We start from the raw sequence: 17,301 nt of genomic DNA on the forward strand, positions 1-17,301 counted from the left end.
GCTCCTCTCACCCTGTCGCGCGACCTGCGTGTTCCACCGCTGGGTGAAGGACCGTGGTGGGGGCAAGGCCAGGGGCGATTCGGTCTCCGCGCGGCACCCATGCGGGAACACCACAGGCGAACCCGAGGACACCTGGGGCGGCTGCGGCTCCAGGGACGTGGAGGCGGGTTCGGCCTGGTGCGAGGCGGGCTGGCTATCCTCTACCCGGCGTGGGGCACACCGGACCCACCCGAGAGGAGTGACGTGGCAGCCACCGAGAACGCCCGCCGGCTGGCTCTGATCGCGGCGCAGGCCGCGGCGGACAAGAAGGCCACCGATGTGGTCCTGCTGGATGTCTCCGAGCAGCTGGTCATCACAGACTGCTTCCTGATCGCTTCGGCGCCCAACGAACGGCAGGTCGAGGCGATCGTCGATGCGGTCGAGGAGAAGCTGCGCGCCGCCGGGACCAAGCCGGTGCGCCGGGAGGGTGCGCGCGAGGGCCGGTGGGTCCTGCTCGACTTCGTCGACGTGGTGGTGCACGTCCAGCACTCCGAGGAGCGCGCGTTCTACCAGCTGGAACGGCTGTGGAAGGACTGCCCGCGGATCGAGTTCGAGGACCAGAACGCGCCCGCCGAGGCCGACTCGCCGGACGCCGAATCGTGAGCTTGGACCGGTTAATCCTCTGGCGGCACGGCGAGACCGACTACAACGCCGCCGGCCGTCTCCAAGGACACCTCGACAGCGCGCTCACCGAGACCGGCCAGGAGCAGGCGCGGCGCACGGCGCCGGCGATCGCCCGGTTCGCCCCGGACACCGCCATCAGCTCCGACCTGAACCGTGCGCGCACCACCGCAGCGGCGTTCGCCGAGGTCAGCGGGGCTTCGGTGCGGTTGGACAAGCGGTTGCGCGAGACGCACCTGGGGGAGTGGCAGGGGCTCAGCGGCGCGGAGGTCGAGCACGGCTGGCCAGGAGCCATGGGCACGTGGCGGGCGGATCCGACGTGGGCGCCGCCGGGCGGCGAGTCCCGCGTCGAGGTCGCCGAGCGCGCGCTGGAGGTCGTCGAGGAGCTCGAATCCCAGCACCACGCCACCGCGTTGCTGTGCGCGCACGGGGGGTTGATCACCGCGCTGACGGCGAAGCTGGTCGGTCTGCCGCTGGACCTGTGGCCGGGGCTGGGCGGCATCAGCAACTGCCACTGGGTTGTGCTGAAGCGGCGGAGCAACAGCGATCACCGCTGGCGGTTGATGGCTTATAACGCCGGGGTACCGGTCGAGGGCTGATCGCATTCCGACCGCGACATCGTAGGGTTGCGGCGTGCCAATTGCAGTCGTCACCGACTCGACGGCGTACCTGCCGGCGGGATACGCCGAGCGGTACGCGGTGCGGACCGTTCCGTTGCACGTCAGCGTTGATGGCGCCGCCGCGGTCGACGAACCCGTTTTCGGTCCTGGTGATCTCGCGCGTGCCTTCGACCGCAAGCACCGGGTCACCACCGCGGGCGCGACGCCGCAGGAATTAGCGCAGGCGTATCAGGACGCGCTGGACTGCGGCGCGGACGGCGTGGTCGGGGTCCACCTGTCCCGGCAGCTGTCAGGCACCTGGGATGCGGCGCGGCTGGCTGCGCGCGAGGTGGATCCGGAGCGGGTCCGGGTCGTGGATTCCCGATCTGCGGCCATGGGGCTGGGTTTTTCGGTGCTCGCGGCGGCCGAGGCGGCGAAGTCGGGAGCAGAGTTGGCCGAGGTGGAGCGCGCCGCGGTTTCGACGGCCGAGCGCACGACGACTTTGTTCTCCGTGCAGACCTTGGAATACCTGCGGCGTGGTGGCCGGATCGGAACCGCCGCCGCGGTCTTGGGGACGGCGTTGGCGATAAAGCCGCTGCTGCACGTTCATGACGGGCGCATCGACGCGTTGGAGAAGGTGCGCACGACCACTCGGGCCATGGCTCGGTTGTTGGACATTTCGTTGGGGGCAGCGGGTTCCGGCGCCGCCGCGATCGCGGTGCACCACCTGGCCGCGCCGGAGCGAGCCGAGCGGCTCGCCGGACGGATCCGGGCCGAACTCGGGGAGTCCGCCGACTGCGTCGTTTCGGAGGTCGGCGCGGTCATCGGTGCGCACATCGGGCCCGGAGCGGTGGGTGTCGTGGTGCTCCCGAACGGGTGGCGTTCAGGAGCTTGAAAACCTTTCGGTGGGCGGATTCCACACCTTCGAGCTGAATCTGGGGGCGATCTCCTCCACTGTGCTCTGGGCGGAGAAAAATAAAGCTGCGCAACGTGTTTCGTCTCCCCTACCGTCGATCTCATGTTTGTGACGCGGAGTTTTCATTCCAGTACAGGCGAATCCGAGGAGCTCGACCCGAGGAGCAGGCTGCAAACCCTGCGGCGACATGCGTCCTTCGACGAGCCGGCGGAGCGCGCCGGCCCGAACTACTCGGTGACGCCGCCGGATACCGGATCCGGTTCGCCTTGGCGGCGACTGGCGGAGAGATGGCTTCCCGAATCCCTGCTGAGGTCCAGAGCGGACCCCGGTCGGATCGGTGTGCTCGCGCTCGCCCTAGTGGCGTTGGTGGTCCTGGTGGGTGTGGTGGTCGGGGCATGGGCGAACCAGCCCGCCGCCGAATCCGTGCCGCCGCCCATCTTGCCGCCACCGCCACCGGTCACGACCGCGGCGCCACCGGAACTCGTCGTCAGCGTCGTCGGCCGGGTGACTCGCCCGGGGCTGGTCACCGTGTCGCCGGGCGCTCGGGTGGCCGACGCCGTCGCGGCGGCCGGTGGCCCGCTACCCGACACCGATCTAACAGGTCTCAACCTGGCCCGCCGGGTGGTCGACGGCGAACAGCTCTACGTCGCCGTGCCGCCGCCGCCGCAGGCGTCGTCCGGCCAGCCCGGAGGCGACGGCAAGGTCGACCTGAACACCGCAACGGAGGATCAACTCGATGAACTACCCGGCATCGGCGAGGTCACCGCCAAGCGGATCGTGCAGTGGCGGGCGGAACACGGCCGGTTCGACTCGGTGGAGCAGCTGCGTGAAGTCGGCGGCATCGGCGAATCCCGGTTCGCCCGGCTGCGGGAAGTGGTGCGGGTGTGATCGCAAGACTCGACCTGCGCCTGGTGCCGACCGCACTCGCGGTCTGGGCCGTGACGTTGACCGGATTGCTGGTGGGCTGGTTTCCGGCCGCGGTCTTGGCGTTGCTCTGCTCGTTGGCCGCGCCACTGGTGTGGAGGGCGGCGCCGACCAGGCCGGCTGCCAGGGGCACCCTCGCGGTCCTGCTGCTGGCGGGCGTTGCCGCGACCGGAATTGCGGTGCGCGCCTACGGCGTCGAGCACCACCCGGTGCGACTGGCAACCGAGCACGGCGAGCGGGCAACACTGCGGGTCGTGTTGACCAGCGCGCCAAGGCCGTTGCGCGGCGCGGCGTTCGGTGCCCGACGAGCGGCGGACAGGTCGTTGGTTCGCGCGGAGCTGCAGTCCGGTGAGCTCGCCGGGCGTCGAGTGCGGGCGGGCGGAGCGATGATGCTGCTGGTGCCGACTGCAGGATGGCGGGACCTCATTGCCGGGCAACAGGTGACCGCGACGGGAAAGCTCTCACCGCCGCGTGCGGGCGAGCTCACGGTCGCCGCGCTCCAGGTGTTCGGCCAACCGGCCGATGTCGGGGCGGCTCCGGGCTGGCAGCGCGTCGCGGAAGACCTGCGGGAGGGCCTGCGGCGGGTGTCGGCCGACGTGCTCAGCCCGGCCGCGGCGGGACTGCTGCCGGGGTTGGTGGTCGGCGACACCGGGAGACTGCCACCGGAGGTGGAGCAGAACTTCGAGACGGCCGGTCTGTCTCACCTGACGGCGGTTTCGGGGGCCAACCTCGCGATCGTGTGCGGCGCGGTGCTCGTGCTACTGCACCTGGTCGGCGCGGGGCCGGTCGTGTCGGCCGGCGGCGCGGGCGCGGCGCTCGTCGGTTTCGTCGTCCTGGCGGGGCAGGAACCGAGCGTGCTGCGCGCGGCGGTGATGGGTGCGATCACGCTGCTGGCGTTGGTGCTTGGCAGGCAGCGGTCGGCGTTGCCGGTGCTGTCCGCGAGCGTGATCGGTTTGCTGCTGCTCCTGCCCGACCTGGCGATGAACGCGGGATTCGCGCTGTCGGTGGCGGCCACCGCCGGACTGGTGGTGTTGGCACCGGTGTGGTCGTCGGCATTGCGGAGGAGAGGAGTGCCCATTGGATTAGCGGAAGCGATCGCCGTTCCGCTGGCGGCGCACGTCGTCACGGCTCCGCTGATCGCGGCCATTTCCGGCGAGGTCAGCCTGGTGGCGGTACCGGCGAACATGCTGGCCGGGCCTGTTGTCGCGCCGGCGACGGTGTTCGGCGTGCTGGCCACCGTGGCCGCGCCGGTTTCGACCTGGCTGGCCGGTGTGCTCGGCTGGCTGGCGGCGCCGGAGCTGGAGTGGATCATCCTGGTCGCGGACCGGGCGGCGGCGGTTCCCGGCGCGGCGTTCGACTGGCCATCCGGCACCGTCGGCGGGTTGTTGCTGGCGGCGCTCGTGGTGGTCGGGCTGGTCGCTCTGCGCGGCAAGCGGATTCGCTGGGCGGTTGCGGTCATGGTGCTGCTCGCGGCGCTGGTGCTGGTGCCGGTGCGCACGATGTTGCCGGGCTGGCCGGTGCCGGGTTGGAGCATGGTGGCCTGCGACGTCGGTCAGGGAGACGGGCTGGTGCTGGCCACCGGTGGCCCGGACGAGGCCGTGGTGGTCGACACCGGACCGGATCCGCAGCGGGCCGCGGAATGCCTGCAGCGGCTGGGCATTCGCCGGGTAGCGCTGGCGGTGCTCACCCACCTGCATGCCGACCACGTCAGCGGACTCGCCGCGCTGATGGGCAAGGTCCCGGTTGGCGCGGTCGCAATCGGCCCGCTGCGAGAACCGGCGTGGGCGATGGACGAGGTGACCAGAGATGCCCGCGCACACCGGGTTCCTGTCGTGCCGCTGCTGTCCGGGCAGCGGGTGGTCTGGCCGGGACTGGTCCTCGACGTGCTCGGCCCAGATCCGGTGCTGGCCCGTGCGCAGACGGCGGAGGACGCCAACGACGCGTCGATCGTGCTGCTCGCGACCACTCCGGCCGGGCGGGTCTTGCTCACCGGTGACGTCGAATTGCCCGGTCAAGGGCGGCTCATGTCGTCCGGTGTGGATCTGCGAGCCGACGTGCTCAAGGTGCCGCACCATGGATCCCGTTACACCACACCGCTTTTTCTGCGATCGGTGTGTCCGCGACTAGCTGTGATCAGTGTGGGAGACGGCAACACCTACGGTCACCCGAGCCCGTTCGTCGTCGACGACTTAACCCGCGCGGGCACGAAAGTGCTGCGCACCGACCAGGAAGGAGACATCGCCATCCTGCCCGGCCCGCAGGGGCCCCGCTATGTCGCCAGGGGAGGCCCTTTGCGCGCGGGCGAGTCGTAGGACGGCAGCGGCTGTGCCGGGAGCCTTCGAGGAAGTCCTTTGTAGACGAAGGCGCGGCGCCACCGTCGTGCGGCGACGCCGCGCGTCTCGAATCGGGCCGGGTTCAGAGCCCCAGCGCCTGGTTGACCGCGTCGGTGCTCGGGGCGACCGTGGCCTTCGGGCCGATCTGGTCCTGCACCGCGTCCAGGGTCTTATCTCATAGTTGCTAAGCAGCCCCCACCTGAGAATCCTCGGGTCGGCAGTGCGGGCCGGAGCTCCGGACGGCGCTTTGGTCGACTCGCTCAACCCAGACGTTACCGAGGACACCCCGGCACTACTGTTCGACCCCGAGGGTGACCTGTGGTTCCCGGCCTCGGCGTCACTCCCACTGGGGAGGGTGCGCGAGGCCATCGCCGAATACTGCCGTACCGGGGCGCGGCCGATGTGCGTGCAGTGGCAGCCCGGCGAGTGGTACTGACCCGAAAACGCCGAACGCGCCCCGTACGCCATCCTCGGGTAGGGGCTTTTCGTGTTTCTGGGGTCAGCCGGCGAAGTCGAACTCGCCCTTCTTCGCGCCGTCGAGGAAGGCCGCGAACTTGACCCGCGTAGTCGACAGGATCACGGCCTTGTTGTCGCTCTCCACCAGGTGAACGTTGTCACCGTCGGCAGCGACGTGCAGGCACTGGTTACCTTCGAGGTGGCTCTTGCTGGCCTTGACGAACTCCAGCGCAGCGCCGTCGATGATCATCTTCATTCCGTGCTCCGTTTCCGGACCACGAGCCGCAGACAACACGCTAGCTGAGCACGCCTCGGAGATCGATAGGCTAATCGGGTCGTCGCAGCTGGATAGTGCTGCTCAAGATCGGGTTCGAATCCCCCGCGATCTTGTCGAAGATCTTGCCGTACTTCGTCTGCTCCCACTTAACATCACCGACGATGCTCATCTTGTCGCGATGCACGACGTGAAACTTCCTGTCGTCGATCATGCGCGCCATGTAGTCGTAGGCCCATCCTGGTGCGTTGGTTTGGTCCCAAAACGCACCGCAGGCGAAGCAGTCGAGCCGGAAGACGGCTTGCTCGATCGCAGCTGGGAAGTGTGCGGCTTGCAGGTTGACGTGCTCGTACGGATGCAAACACAGATGCGGAGGTGCCCAAATCTGGCTCGGGTACTCCGGATCGCGGCCGGCAGGTATGCCAAGCTTGTCAAAATCCATGACTTGTCCTCCGCGTTGTCAGTGATCACGGGCCGCGCCCAGCAGCGTAGCGCGCTGTAGTGATCGTGTGACAGAGGGCACACGCTGATTAGTCTGCGTCCCAGGCGTACCGAAGCTCGTAGCTTTCCGCAGGCATCACCATGTCGTTGACCTCGACGAGACGTCCGTTGCTGTGCGTGTGCCGCTGAACCGTCAGAACCGGCCCGCGACCAAGGCCGAGAGCCTGCTTCTCGTTCGCATCTGGCATCTTCGCGCCGACGATCTCTTCGTGCCTGAACCGCCCGAACCCGAGTTCTTCCAGCCGGGCCAACACGCCACCAGTACCGGTATCGGCTTCTTCGATCGCGGTTCCGCGGGTGATCTCGCGCGGATACCGGGAGACAGAGAGCATCACAGGTTGACCATCCGAGATCATGACCCGGTCTCGGACACACAATTCCGCAGTCTCATCGATGTCGAAGAGCTCAGCGAAATCCTGCGCGGGCTCGAACCAGATCTTCACGTTCGACGACGGCGTAAAGCCCTGAACCTGCGCCTCTGCCAGGAACGCGCCTTCGTTGCGCTCCCGCCTCGCTCGAGACAACCGCTCTCGCGAGTCGAGCCTCTTGACCACCCGAGGGGAAGCCACGAACACCCCAACCCCGTGCCGCATTCGCACCAGCCCGGCGTCCCGGAGCTCCGCGAGTGCTTGGCGGACCGTCGTGCGCGAGGCGTCGAACCGCTGGATTAGCTCGGGTTCCGCGGGCAGCTTGTCTCCGACCGCCCAGGCACCCGAAGCGATCTCGCCTCGAAGAATCTCGGCGATCTCCTTGTAGCGGGCTGCCGCATTCATCCGGGACCTCTCACACGTCTGGGTCGTCTTGCCTGGCTCTCCATGAAATCACTTGTTGGCCTCTTGTCGAAACTCGATCGACATGCTTATCGTATCACTCGTCTCAGACGAGTAGGACGACTGACGAGTGGAGCTTCCTATGGCTGGCCCTGCCTTGGTTCGCAACACGCCTACGCCCCCATCCGAAGATCCCGAAATTGCCTACTGGATTTGCCCGCCGCGAGAAGCATTTCGGCACGCGACGACGCAGCGCCCGGGAGCTCTCCAGCACGGCAGCACGATCACGGCGCTGGGTGGATGCGACCTGAAGATCCCGTGGCCAACGCCGTACGGGGCGACGCCGCGGTGCGCGCACGTCATAGATGAGTGCCCGAAGTGCGCAAAGGCTGTCCTGGATCAGGGCCTCGTGTCCCGCACTTGGGACTTCTAAGACCGCCCGGCCGGTGGTACCGAGACCGCAACGGAGCGGATCACGGGCCGCGCCCACCGGACCGGGCAGCCGTCCCCGCGTCTCGCGTCTACTCGGGCGCGGGGACGGTCCAATCTTCGCCCGAGCTTTCGTCGCTGACCAAGTTCGCCATCGGGAATGAGGCAACTCGATGATCATTTGGGGATGTGCGATTGGTCTCGCTGCTGTGGCGAGCATCGCGCTCTGGGCGACGTTCTACTACGCCCCGGCGAGCCACGCCGGTGGTGGGGAGGGCGCGTTGACGGTCGCCTACCTGCTCGCACGGGTGGAGGCCGAGGCGCGCGGTACCGGCCGGCATCGGCTCCGCGAAGTCACGATCCGCGGGGACCTGGCCGAGGACCTAGCAGTGGTCGAGACCCGGCTGCTGCCGCTCGTCAAGTCAGGTTTGCCGGTCGATGACCGGGAAGCGATGGCGCGACACCCCGGAATGCTGCGGCGACTTCTGTTCGCGTTGCAGACCCTGTAGCCCGGTGGGAACACCGCAGCTGATCAGGTAGACGTAGTGCGCAGACCCCCGGATTTATCTGTGGGGTTAGCACGTCAAGTCCGATCCTGACGTGCCCAGCGGTAACCCTGCCAACGTTAGATAGTTCGGTGCTGTATAGTTCTGGGTATGGTCGTCACGCTGCGATCGAACGCGAACATCACCTTTCAGTGCGCGTTCCGCGTCGTGTGGTGCCCGAAATACCGGCGCCGGGTCATCGGTGGCCGGATGGAGGAACGCTTGAAGCAGCTCATCCGGGAAGTCGTCGAGGAGAAGGGGGCGTGGCTGGTGGAGCTGGAAACGATGCCGGACCACGTTCACCTTGTCGTCGAAGTCGACCCGCAGTACGGGGTGCACAAGCTGGTCAAGGCGATTAAGGGACGTTCGTCGCGGGTGTTGCGGGAAGAGTTCCCGTGGTTGCGGTCGAAGCTTCCGACGCTGTGGACCAACAGCTACTTCGTCGCGACGGTCGGCGGCGCACCGCTGTCGGTCATCAAGCGCTACGTCGAACAGCAGAAGGCCCGGTGAGCCGATGCTGACGGGACGTCGCTACCGCTTGAAGCTCAGCACCGCGCAGGCCGCCCAGTGCGAGGAGTTCGGCAATATCTGCCGGGCAGTGTGGAACACCGCCCTGGAACAACGCCGCGAGTACCGGCGGCGGGGGGCGTGGATGAACTACAACGAGCAAGCCGGACAGCTCGCCGACGCGAAAACCGAGCACGACTGGTTGCAGACCGTGCCGTCGCACATCCTCCAGCAGGCGTTGAAGGACCTGGACCGGGCGTGCCGCGACCACGGCACGTTCCGGGTTAAGTGGCGCGGCAAGCAGCGTTGGAACCCGTCGTTGCGGTTCCCGATGGGCAAGCTCATCGAGGTCGAGCGGCTGAACAAGCGGTGGGGACGGGCGAAGCTCCCGAAGCTGGGGTGGGTGCAGTTCCGCATGACCCGCCAGCTCGGCGGTGCCGTGCGGTCCGCGACAGTGTCCCGCGACGGCCGGGACTGGTTCGTGTCGTTCCTCGTCGACGACGGCGCCATCACCCCAGAACGGCACGCCGCACCCCACAGCGGCGTCGGTGTCGATCGTGGAGTCGCGGCAGCGGTAGCTACCAGTGACGGCAAGCTCATTGACCGCGATTTCGTCTCGCCTGGCGCGGATGAGCGTTACCGCGGGTTGCGGCAGAAGCTTTCCCGGCAGAAGCGGGGCAGCGCAAACCGTAAGAAGACGCTCGGCAAGATGCGCCGGTTGAAGCGGCGCGAACGCGACCGGCGAGCGGACTTCTGCTCGCAGGTCGCGGCCGAGCTCACCGACCGCAACGCGCTGGTCGTGCTGGAAGACCTCCGTACCCGGAACATGACCCGGTCGGCGAGCGGAACCGCCGGAGAACCCGGCCGGAACGTCGCCCAAAAGTCCGGCCTGAACCGCGCCATCCTCGACAAAGGCTGGCACAAGTTTGAACTGGCCCTGCGTAACGCTGCCCGCTATACCGGCAGCGAGATCGTGAAGGTGCCTGCTGCGTACACGTCGCAGACGTGCGCGGTGTGTCGTGCTGTGGACCCGGAAAGCCGTGAGAGCCAAGCGGTTTTTCGGTGTACCCAGTGCGGCCACACGGCGCACGCTGACGTGAACGCGGCGAAGAACATTCTCGCCGCCGGACGGGCGGTGACAGCCTGTGGAGACCTCGCCGTTAGGCGGTCCGTGAAGCAGGAACCGCAACCGGCGTTAGCGCTGGTTGGAATCCCCCGGCTTTAGCCGTGGGAAGGACGTCAACATACGGCCGGTGCTCCCACCGCAACCAACGTACCTGCGCCTTCGCTCACAGGCCGGCCAGGTACTCGGGTGGTCAGGCGACGCAGGCCCCCCGACGTCGGCTGACCATCCACCCCGGATCCCCGGCGCGGAACGGCCCAGCTTGACGGCCGTAAGGGGTCGACGCGCGGCATCGCGCCGCAACCGGCCCCACCGCGCCGGGGCCTTTCACTCTGTCGGCAGGCGCGAGCCGAGGATCATTTGCGGAGACTGCTTGCCGGAGGTGATCACATGGCGGCGTGCAAAATGCGCGGTGGGGCAGCCGACCGCGACGGAGATTTGTGCGACGGTTGCCAGTCGGCGGTGGACCCAGGTGACTATTAGATACCGGCCTGGCGGCGCAGATGCGCGTTCAGGGTTGCTCCCGAGTCCCAGGCGCGACGGAGCAGCCAGTTGCGCCACGCCTCGCCATGCCCCGCGGTGTCCAGCTTGATCGAGGCGTCTGGCCAGAATCCGTGTGGATAGTGCAGGTACGCGGCCCACTCTTGTTTGAGGTTGTCGCGGCGTCGGATCGTGTCCTTGACGTCCTCGTCGGACAGGTCGAGCAGATGCTCGGGAGGGTCCTCGGGCAGGGTGTCCCACGTGCCGAATTCGAGCGGGGACGGTAGTGGCCGCATCATTATATCCTTGCCGTTGATCTGGCCTGAATCACAGTACGACGCTGGCGGCGCCGGAGCTGGAGTGGATCATCCTGGTCGCGGACCGGGCGGCGGAGGTTCCCGGCGCGGCGTTCGACTGTCCATCCGGCACCGACGTGCTCAAGGTGCCGCACCATGGATCCCGTTACACCACACCGCTTTTCCTGCGATCGGTGTGTCCGCGACTAGCTGTGATCAGTGTGGGAGACGGCAACACCTACGGTCACCCGAGCCCGTTCGTCGTCGACGACTTAACCCGCGCGGGCACGAAAGTGCTGCGCACCGACCAGGAAGGAGACATCGCCATCCTGCCCGGCCCGCAGGGGCCCCGCTATGTCGCCAGGGGAGGCCCTTTGCGCGCGGGCGAGTCGTAGGACGGCAGCGGCTGTGCCGGGAGCCTTCGAGGAAGTCCTTTGTAGACGAAGGCGCGGCGCCACCGTCGTGCGGTGACGCCGCGCGTCTCGAGTCGGGTCGGGTTCAGAGCCCCAGTGCCTGGTTGACCGCGTCGGTGCTCGGGGCGACGGTGGCCTTCGGGCCGATCTGGTCCTGCACCGCGTCCAGGGTCTTCAGCCCGTCACCGGTGATCAGCAGCACGGTCTCGGCGTCCGGGTCGATCTTGCCCGCCTCGATGAGCTTCTTCGCCGTGGCCACGGTGACCCCGCCGGCCGTCTCGGCGAAGATGCCTTCGGTGCGTGCCAGCAACCGGATGCCCTCGCGGACCTCGTCGTCGCTGACGTCCTCGATGGCGCCGCCGGTCTTGCGCACGATGTCCAGCACGTACGGGCCGTCGGCGGGGGCGCCGATGGCCAGCGAACGGACGATGGTGTCCGGTCGTACTGGCTGGACCACGTCGTGGTCGTTCTTGTACGCCGTCGACACCGGGGAGCAGCCGGTTGCCTGCGCACCGAAGATCCGCACCGGGCTCGGCTCCACCAGGCCGACCTGGCCGAGCTCGTTGAACCCCTTGTAGACCTTGGTCAGCTGCGAGCCGGAGGCGATCGGCACAACGATCTGCTCGGGGATGCGCCAGCCGAGCTGCTCGGCGACCTCGAAGGCCAGCGTCTTCGACCCCTCGGAGTAGTAGGGGCGCACGTTGACGTTGACGAACGCCCAGTCCTCGTGCTCCGCAGCGAGCTCGGTGGCCAGCCGGTTGACGTCGTCGTAGTTGCCGTCGACGGCCAGCAGCGACCCGTCGTAGACCGCGCTCATCAGGATCTTGGCGCGCTCCAGGGTCTTGGGCACCAGCACCACCGAGTCCCAGCCGGCGCGGGCCGCGGCGGCGGCCACCGCGTTGGCGAGGTTGCCAGTGGAGGGGCAGGCCAACACCTTGAAGCCGAACTCGCGGGCGGCGGCCAGCGCCACCGCGACGACGCGGTCCTTGAAGGAGTGGGTGGGGTTGCCGGTGTCGTCCTTGATCCAGATCCGCTTGACGCCCAACGCCTTCGCGAGCTTGTCGGCCCGGACCAGCCGGGTACAGCCCGGCTCGGTGTTCGGGTGCTCTTCGACGTTGGTGGGAACCGGGAGGAGCTGCTTGTAGCGCCAGATGGAGCGCGGGCCGGATTCGATGTCCTCGCGGCGGATCTTGCCGAAGTCGTAGGCGACCTCTAGCGGGGAGAAGTCCTCCAGCGAGACGAACTCCGGGGCCAACGGCTGCCGGTGGCCCTCTTCCTTGGATACCAGTTCGACGGCATTGCCCAGGTCGAAGGTCTTCTTCGGGGTCGTCTGGGCATGGGCAGCAGCAGTCATCGCGAGGTCCTCTCCTCATCTGTCCCGCGGACGGGTCGGAATTGGCACCGCTTTCGTCAGAGACCTCGCGGGTGAAAGCGCGATTCGCTGACGAACGGTTGCCGGGGCTTCATCGGGCCGTTCCCTCTGCCCCTCTGGATGAGCTATTCGGTTGTGCCAGCAACGCTAGTGGACCGCGCCGGGGTCTGGCCAGCACGATCCAGATGGCGGGAACGTCACGGGTGCGTGCGACGATGCGTGCATGAGCGCACCGGCCGTGGTCCCCGATCCGCTGCAGTTGGTTCTCGGCGACGAAGAACTGCTGGTGGAACGCGCGCTTTGGGCTGCTGTCGGGGCCGCCCGCGCGGCCGATCCGGCAGCCGAACTGCGCCGCGTGAAGGTGAGCGAACTCACTCCTCCGGAGCTGACCGAACTGCTCAGCCCATCGCTGTTCGCGGAGGGCCGGGTGCTGGCGGTGGAGTCCGCCCAGGACGCGGGCAAGGAGATCGCCGAGGCGCTGCTGATGCACGCCAAGCAGCCGGCGGACGGGGTCATGCTCGTCGTCGTGCACAGCGGCGGCGGCCGCTCCAAGCACTCTAAGGAACTACCCAATGCGCTGCGCAAACTAGGCGCGCGGGTCACCGAGTGCAACAAGATCACCAAGCCCGCCGAGCGGGAGGCGTTCGTCCGCGACGAGGTGCGCCGGGCCGGCGGCAAGACCGATGCCGCCGGGGTGGCTTCGCTGATCGAAACGGTCGGTTCCGACCTGCGGGAGCTGTCGGCCGCGGCGACGCAGCTGGTCGCCGACACCGGCGGCAAGGTCGACGAGACGGCCGTGCGCCGCTACCACCGCGGGCGAGCCGAGGTGACCGGGTTCGCGGTAGCGGAGAAGGCGGTGACGGGTGACCGGGCGGCCGCCCTGGAGGCCTTGCGGTGGGCTGTGCAGCTCGGCGTCCCGCATGTGCTGATCGCCGACGCACTCGCGGACTCGGTCCGCACCATCGGCCGCGTCGCCGCCGCAGGCGGTCGCAACGATCCGTTTCGGCTGGCAGGGGAGCTGGGCATGCCCGCGTGGAAGGTGAAGAAGGCGCTGGCGCAGTCCCGGGGCTGGAACGCTTCGAGCCTCGCGCAGGCGCTCCAGGCGGTCGCGGAGGTCAACGCCGGGGTCAAGGGCATGGCCGCCGACGCCACCTACGCCTTGGAACGGACCGTCCTGCGCCTCGTGGAGCTCCGCAACCAGCGTTCGTGATCGCACCAGTTTCCACCGAAGATCGCGAAAGGCCCCTTCTCCGCGCGAAAGGCCCCTTACCCGGGTTTTGCCAGCGGGGAAGGGGCCTTTCGAAGTTCAGGCCTCAGCTCAGAGCTGGTTGGCGCGCTGCGCCAGCGCGGACTTCTTGTTCGCGGCCTGGTTCTTGTGGATGACGCCCTTGCTGGCGGCCTTGTCCAGCGCGCGGCTGGCGGCCTGCTGCAGCTCGATGGCCTTGTCCTTCTCGCCGGCGTCAGCGGCCTCGCGGAACTTGCGGATGGCGGTCTTGACCGCGGACTTCACGGCCTTGTTGCGCTGCCGGTTCTGCTCGTTGGTCTTGATCCGCTTCATCTGGGACTTGATGTTGGCCACTGTGGCGCCTCTTCCTCGTCTGTCGAACCGGTCGTGCCGCGCTTTTGTCGGCGCTGCGCTCAGGCAGGTTTCCTCCACGGCGGAATGCCGCACGGCACGGTCGTCCATCTTAACAGCGCCCACCTGCGCAGATTTCGGGCGGGCGGTGCCGGGCGAGGGCTATCACATCGGCTCGGATCCGGCGTTTCCGAACCATAGGGTCAAGCCTCGTGCTCGATGCGTTGAACTGGCCCGGATTCGCCGATCTGTCCCTCGCCGGACTGCTGTTCCTCTGCGGCGCCGCGTTCCTGGCCGGGGCGGTCGACGCGATCGTCGGCGGCGGTGGCCTGATCCAGCTGCCCGCGATGCTGCTGCTCCTGCCCGGCGGCGAGGTGATCAGGTAGACGTAGTGCGCAGACCCCCGGATTTATCCGTGGGGTTAGCACGTCAAGTCCGATCCTGACGTGCCCAGCGGTAACCCTGCCAACGTTAGATAGTTCGGCGCTGTATAGTTCTGGGTATGGTCGTCACGCTGCGATCGAACGCGAACATCACCTTTCAGTGCGCGTTCCGCGTCGTGTGGTGCCCGAAATACCGGCGCCGGGTCATCGGTGGCCGGATGGAGGAACGCTTGAAGCAGCTCATCCGGGAAGTCGTCGAGGAGAAGGGGGCGTGGCTGGTGGAGCTGGAAACGATGCCGGACCACGTTCACCTTGTCGTCGAAGTCGACCCGCAGTACGGGGTGCACAAGCTGGTCAAGGCGATTAAGGGACGTTCGTCGCGGGTGTTGCGGGAAGAGTTCCCGTGGTTGCGGTCGAAGCTTCCGACGCTGTGGACCAACAGCTACTTCGTCGCGACGGTCGGCGGCGCACCGCTGTCGGTCATCAAGCGCTACGTCGAACAGCAGAAGGCCCGGTGAGCCGATGCTGACGGGACGTCGCTACCGCTTGAAGCTCAGCACCGCGCAGGCCGCCCAGTGCGAGGAGTTCGGCAATATCTGCCGGGCAGTGTGGAACACCGCCCTGGAACAACGCCGCGAGTACCGGCGGCGGGGGGCGTGGATGAACTACAACGAGCAAGCCGGACAGCTCGCCGACGCGAAAACCGAGCACGACTGGTTGCAGACCGTGCCGTCGCACATCCTCCAGCAGGCGTTGAAGGACCTGGACCGGGCGTGCCGCGACCACGGCACGTTCCGGGTTAAGTGGCGCGGCAAGCAGCGTTGGAACCCGTCGTTGCGGTTCCCGATGGGCAAGCTCATCGAGGTCGAGCGGCTGAACAAGCGGTGGGGACGGGCGAAGCTCCCGAAGCTGGGGTGGGTGCAGTTCCGCATGACCCGCCAGCTCGGCGGTGCCGTGCGGTCCGCGACAGTGTCCCGCGACGGCCGGGACTGGTTCGTGTCGTTCCTCGTCGACGACGGCGCCATCACCCCAGAACGGCACGCCGCACCCCACAGCGGCGTCGGTGTCGATCGTGGAGTCGCGGCAGCGGTAGCTACCAGTGACGGCAAGCTCATTGACCGCGATTTCGTCTCGCCTGGCGCGGATGAGCGTTACCGCGGGTTGCGGCAGAAGCTTTCCCGGCAGAAGCGGGGCAGCGCAAACCGTAAGAAGACGCTCGGCAAGATGCGCCGGTTGAAGCGGCGCGAACGCGACCGGCGAGCGGACTTCTGCTCGCAGGTCGCGGCCGAGCTCACCGACCGCAACGCGCTGGTCGTGCTGGAAGACCTCCGTACCCGGAACATGACCCGGTCGGCGAGCGGAACCGCCGGAGAACCCGGCCGGAACGTCGCCCAAAAGTCCGGCCTGAACCGCGCCATCCTCGACAAAGGCTGGCACAAGTTTGAACTGGCCCTGCGTAACGCTGCCCGCTATACCGGCAGCGAGATCGTGAAGGTGCCTGCTGCGTACACGTCGCAGACGTGCGCGGTGTGTCGTGCTGTGGACCCGGAAAGCCGTGAGAGCCAAGCGGTTTTTCGGTGTACCCAGTGCGGCCACACGGCGCACGCTGACGTGAACGCGGCGAAGAACATTCTCGCCGCCGGACGGGCGGTGACAGCCTGTGGAGACCTCGCCGTTAGGCGGTCCGTGAAGCAGGAACCGCAACCGGCGTTAGCGCTGGTTGGAATCCCCCGGCTTTAGCCGTGGGAAGGACGTCAACTATTCGCTGGCGACCACCAAGGTCGCGTCGATCGCCGGTACGGCCGCTGCGGCCCGGACCTACGCGAAGCGGACGCCGATCGACTGGCGGGCGGCGCTGTCGATGGCGCTCGTCGCCCTGTTCGGGGCCCTCGGCGGCGCGGCGCTCGCCGATGCCCTGCCGTCGCACGTGCTCAACGTGGTCGTGCTGGTCGCATTGGCGCTCGTCGGCGTCTACACCTGGCGCAAGCCCGAGCTCGGCTCGGCAGACGTCCCGCGGTTCGAGCGACGCATCCAGTTGCTGGTGATGCTCGTCGGTGGCGCCGTGATCGGCTTCTGGGACGGCATCGCCGGCCCGGGCACCGGTTCGTTCCTGGTGTTCCTGCTTGTCGGCCTGGTCGGCTTCGCGTTCATCACGGCGTCGGCGACAGCGAAGGTCGTCAACGTGGCCACGAACATCGGCGCGCTGGCGTTCTTCATCCCGGCGGGCAAGGTCCTGTGGGGATTGGCGCTGGTGATGGCCGCGAGCAACATGGCGGGCAGCGTCCTCGGCGCGATGATCGCCGCGAAACGCGGCTCCGGCTTCGTGCGCCAGGTCTTCCTGACCGTGGTGGTGGGCCTCGTCATCAGCCTCGGTTGGAAGCTCGCGGCCGGCGCGTAGCGCGGGGCGCGGAAACGGCTTTGCGGCACCGCGGATCGCAGGGCATAACACCTGGTCCTGGTTGTGCCTAGGGTTCCGCTCCCGCTCCACCGAAAGCCGACAACCAGGGGCGTGGAGGATCGGTCCGAGCGGCGCCGGCGGTCGCGAAATGAGCGCGGTCACACATCTGACGGGCCTGGAGGTTTCGGCTTGCTGACCGGGTCGCTGTTCGCGAGCTACACGTTGTGGGACGCGCACGCGGCGATGCTCGCCCCGTACGCCCCGTACGCCCCGTACGCCCCGTACGCCCCGTACGCCGCGACGCCCCATACGCCGCGACGCCCCATACGCCGCGACGCGGCGACGC

21 protein-coding genes and 1 riboswitch are annotated in these 17,301 nt (G+C 67.9%); of the genes, 15 read left to right on the forward strand and 6 right to left on the reverse strand.

What is annotated here, in order from left to right; genetic code table 11:
• Window positions 1–243: 243 nt before the first annotated feature.
• From rsfS to FDZ84_RS18960, 6 genes are all read left to right on the forward strand, one after another.
• A complete protein-coding gene (gene rsfS / locus FDZ84_RS18935; RefSeq protein ID WP_168587005.1) occupies window positions 244–642 on the forward strand; it encodes a ribosome silencing factor in 399 nt (132 codons plus the stop codon).
• The gene (locus tag FDZ84_RS18940) at window positions 639–1,259 is read left to right on the forward strand and encodes a histidine phosphatase family protein (RefSeq protein ID WP_168587006.1); all 621 of its coding nucleotides are present in this window, start codon (window positions 639–641) and stop codon (window positions 1,257–1,259) included. The genes rsfS and FDZ84_RS18940 overlap by 4 nt, the downstream gene beginning before the upstream one ends.
• Window positions 1,260–1,293: 34 nt before the next feature.
• Window positions 1,294–2,154 carry a DegV family protein gene (locus FDZ84_RS18945; RefSeq protein WP_168587007.1) on the forward strand — a complete coding sequence of 287 codons (861 nt, stop codon included), beginning with the start codon at window positions 1,294–1,296 and terminating at the stop codon, window positions 2,152–2,154.
• 123 nt (window positions 2,155–2,277) lie between these two features.
• Entirely contained in the window at window positions 2,278–3,063 is a 786-nt protein-coding gene (locus FDZ84_RS18950) for a ComEA family DNA-binding protein (RefSeq protein ID WP_210435617.1), read from the forward strand.
• On the forward strand, window positions 3,060–5,411 hold the full coding sequence (locus FDZ84_RS18955; protein WP_210435618.1) for a ComEC/Rec2 family competence protein: 2,352 nt from the start codon (window positions 3,060–3,062) through the stop codon (window positions 5,409–5,411). The genes FDZ84_RS18950 and FDZ84_RS18955 overlap by 4 nt, the downstream gene beginning before the upstream one ends.
• Before the next feature lie 241 nt (window positions 5,412–5,652).
• Window positions 5,653–5,868 (forward strand): Imm1 family immunity protein, encoded by a 216-nt coding sequence (locus tag FDZ84_RS18960; RefSeq protein ID WP_246869095.1) that lies wholly within the window; start codon window positions 5,653–5,655, stop codon window positions 5,866–5,868.
• A 63-nt stretch (window positions 5,869–5,931) separates the two neighbouring features.
• Here the strand turns inward: FDZ84_RS18960 and FDZ84_RS18965 are convergent, their stop codons facing one another.
• From FDZ84_RS18965 to FDZ84_RS18975, 3 genes are all read right to left on the reverse strand, one after another.
• Window positions 5,932–6,144 (reverse strand): DUF397 domain-containing protein, encoded by a 213-nt coding sequence (locus tag FDZ84_RS18965; protein WP_210435619.1) that lies wholly within the window; start codon window positions 6,142–6,144, stop codon window positions 5,932–5,934.
• A 70-nt stretch (window positions 6,145–6,214) separates the two neighbouring features.
• On the reverse strand, window positions 6,215–6,604 hold the full coding sequence (locus FDZ84_RS18970; protein ID WP_168587008.1) for a hypothetical protein: 390 nt from the start codon (window positions 6,602–6,604) through the stop codon (window positions 6,215–6,217).
• Between the two features lie 88 nt (window positions 6,605–6,692).
• Window positions 6,693–7,436, reverse strand: coding sequence for a GntR family transcriptional regulator (locus FDZ84_RS18975; protein WP_168587009.1), 744 nt, complete (start codon window positions 7,434–7,436; stop codon window positions 6,693–6,695).
• Window positions 7,437–8,035: 599 nt separating this feature from the next.
• Between FDZ84_RS18975 and FDZ84_RS18980 the strand changes: the two genes are divergently transcribed.
• From FDZ84_RS18980 to FDZ84_RS18990, 3 genes are all read left to right on the forward strand, one after another.
• On the forward strand, window positions 8,036–8,371 hold the full coding sequence (locus FDZ84_RS18980) for a hypothetical protein (protein ID WP_168587010.1): 336 nt from the start codon (window positions 8,036–8,038) through the stop codon (window positions 8,369–8,371).
• 147 nt (window positions 8,372–8,518) lie between these two features.
• Window positions 8,519–8,917: an IS200/IS605 family transposase gene (gene tnpA, locus FDZ84_RS18985; protein WP_168587011.1), complete on the forward strand. Its 399-nt coding sequence runs from the start codon at window positions 8,519–8,521 to the stop codon at window positions 8,915–8,917.
• A 4-nt stretch (window positions 8,918–8,921) separates the two neighbouring features.
• Complete coding sequence (locus FDZ84_RS18990) at window positions 8,922–10,139, forward strand: RNA-guided endonuclease TnpB family protein (RefSeq protein WP_168584596.1); 1,218 nt, start codon at window positions 8,922–8,924, stop codon at window positions 10,137–10,139.
• Between the two features lie 377 nt (window positions 10,140–10,516).
• Here FDZ84_RS18990 and FDZ84_RS18995 read toward each other — a convergent pair whose 3' ends face one another.
• The gene (locus FDZ84_RS18995; protein WP_168587012.1) at window positions 10,517–10,816 is read right to left on the reverse strand and encodes a hypothetical protein; all 300 of its coding nucleotides are present in this window, start codon (window positions 10,814–10,816) and stop codon (window positions 10,517–10,519) included.
• Window positions 10,817–11,025: 209 nt separating this feature from the next.
• On the opposite strand from FDZ84_RS18995, the gene FDZ84_RS19000 reads away from it, so the two are divergent.
• A complete protein-coding gene (locus FDZ84_RS19000) occupies window positions 11,026–11,208 on the forward strand; it encodes a hypothetical protein (protein ID WP_210435620.1) in 183 nt (60 codons plus the stop codon).
• Window positions 11,209–11,311: 103 nt separating this feature from the next.
• Here the strand turns inward: FDZ84_RS19000 and thrC are convergent, their stop codons facing one another.
• On the reverse strand, window positions 11,312–12,580 hold the full coding sequence (thrC, locus tag FDZ84_RS19005) for a threonine synthase (protein ID WP_168587013.1): 1,269 nt from the start codon (window positions 12,578–12,580) through the stop codon (window positions 11,312–11,314).
• A 12-nt stretch (window positions 12,581–12,592) separates the two neighbouring features.
• Window positions 12,593–12,725: riboswitch (SAM riboswitch) on the reverse strand.
• Window positions 12,726–12,821: 96 nt separating this feature from the next.
• Here thrC and holA point away from each other — a divergent pair.
• Window positions 12,822–13,808 carry a DNA polymerase III subunit delta gene (gene holA / locus FDZ84_RS19010; protein WP_168587014.1) on the forward strand — a complete coding sequence of 329 codons (987 nt, stop codon included), beginning with the start codon at window positions 12,822–12,824 and terminating at the stop codon, window positions 13,806–13,808.
• Window positions 13,809–13,916: 108 nt separating this feature from the next.
• Here holA and rpsT read toward each other — a convergent pair whose 3' ends face one another.
• The gene (gene rpsT, locus FDZ84_RS19015) at window positions 13,917–14,177 is read right to left on the reverse strand and encodes a 30S ribosomal protein S20 (protein ID WP_010695744.1); all 261 of its coding nucleotides are present in this window, start codon (window positions 14,175–14,177) and stop codon (window positions 13,917–13,919) included.
• 209 nt (window positions 14,178–14,386) lie between these two features.
• Between rpsT and FDZ84_RS19020 the strand changes: the two genes are divergently transcribed.
• From FDZ84_RS19020 to FDZ84_RS19035, 4 genes are all read left to right on the forward strand, one after another.
• Window positions 14,387–14,560 (forward strand): hypothetical protein, encoded by a 174-nt coding sequence (locus FDZ84_RS19020; protein WP_305852036.1) that lies wholly within the window; start codon window positions 14,387–14,389, stop codon window positions 14,558–14,560.
• Window positions 14,561–14,676: 116 nt separating this feature from the next.
• Window positions 14,677–15,075 (forward strand): IS200/IS605 family transposase, encoded by a 399-nt coding sequence (gene tnpA, locus FDZ84_RS19025; RefSeq protein WP_168587011.1) that lies wholly within the window; start codon window positions 14,677–14,679, stop codon window positions 15,073–15,075.
• A 4-nt stretch (window positions 15,076–15,079) separates the two neighbouring features.
• The gene (locus tag FDZ84_RS19030; protein WP_168584596.1) at window positions 15,080–16,297 is read left to right on the forward strand and encodes an RNA-guided endonuclease TnpB family protein; all 1,218 of its coding nucleotides are present in this window, start codon (window positions 15,080–15,082) and stop codon (window positions 16,295–16,297) included.
• On the forward strand, window positions 16,278–16,955 hold the full coding sequence (locus FDZ84_RS19035) for a TSUP family transporter (protein ID WP_168587015.1): 678 nt from the start codon (window positions 16,278–16,280) through the stop codon (window positions 16,953–16,955). The genes FDZ84_RS19030 and FDZ84_RS19035 overlap by 20 nt, the downstream gene beginning before the upstream one ends.
• Window positions 16,956–17,301 lie beyond the last annotated feature (346 nt).

Source organism: Saccharopolyspora sp. ASAGF58, assembly GCF_012277335.1.
GTDB lineage: Bacteria > Actinomycetota > Actinomycetes > Mycobacteriales > Pseudonocardiaceae > Saccharopolyspora > Saccharopolyspora hattusasensis.

Bases quoted from the DNA above. Each gene is read 5' to 3' on its own strand.
- FDZ84_RS18995 (WP_168587012.1), bottom strand. From the start codon at position 10,816: ATGATGCGGCCACTACCGTCCCCGCTCGAATTCGGCACGTGGGACACC.
- FDZ84_RS18970 (WP_168587008.1), bottom strand. From the start codon at position 6,604: ATGGATTTTGACAAGCTTGGCATACCTGCCGGCCGCGATCCGGAGTAC.
- FDZ84_RS18975 (WP_168587009.1), bottom strand. From the start codon at position 7,436: ATGAATGCGGCAGCCCGCTACAAGGAGATCGCCGAGATTCTTCGAGGC.
- tnpA (WP_168587011.1), top strand. From the start codon at position 14,677: ATGGTCGTCACGCTGCGATCGAACGCGAACATCACCTTTCAGTGCGCG.
- FDZ84_RS18965 (WP_210435619.1), bottom strand. From the start codon at position 6,144: ATGAAGATGATCATCGACGGCGCTGCGCTGGAGTTCGTCAAGGCCAGC.
- FDZ84_RS18980 (WP_168587010.1), top strand. From the start codon at position 8,036: ATGATCATTTGGGGATGTGCGATTGGTCTCGCTGCTGTGGCGAGCATC.
- FDZ84_RS18990 (WP_168584596.1), top strand. From the start codon at position 8,922: ATGCTGACGGGACGTCGCTACCGCTTGAAGCTCAGCACCGCGCAGGCC.
- tnpA (WP_168587011.1), top strand. From the start codon at position 8,519: ATGGTCGTCACGCTGCGATCGAACGCGAACATCACCTTTCAGTGCGCG.
- FDZ84_RS18950 (WP_210435617.1), top strand. From the start codon at position 2,278: ATGTTTGTGACGCGGAGTTTTCATTCCAGTACAGGCGAATCCGAGGAG.
- holA (WP_168587014.1), top strand. From the start codon at position 12,822: ATGAGCGCACCGGCCGTGGTCCCCGATCCGCTGCAGTTGGTTCTCGGC.
- thrC (WP_168587013.1), bottom strand. From the start codon at position 12,580: ATGACTGCTGCTGCCCATGCCCAGACGACCCCGAAGAAGACCTTCGAC.
- FDZ84_RS19030 (WP_168584596.1), top strand. From the start codon at position 15,080: ATGCTGACGGGACGTCGCTACCGCTTGAAGCTCAGCACCGCGCAGGCC.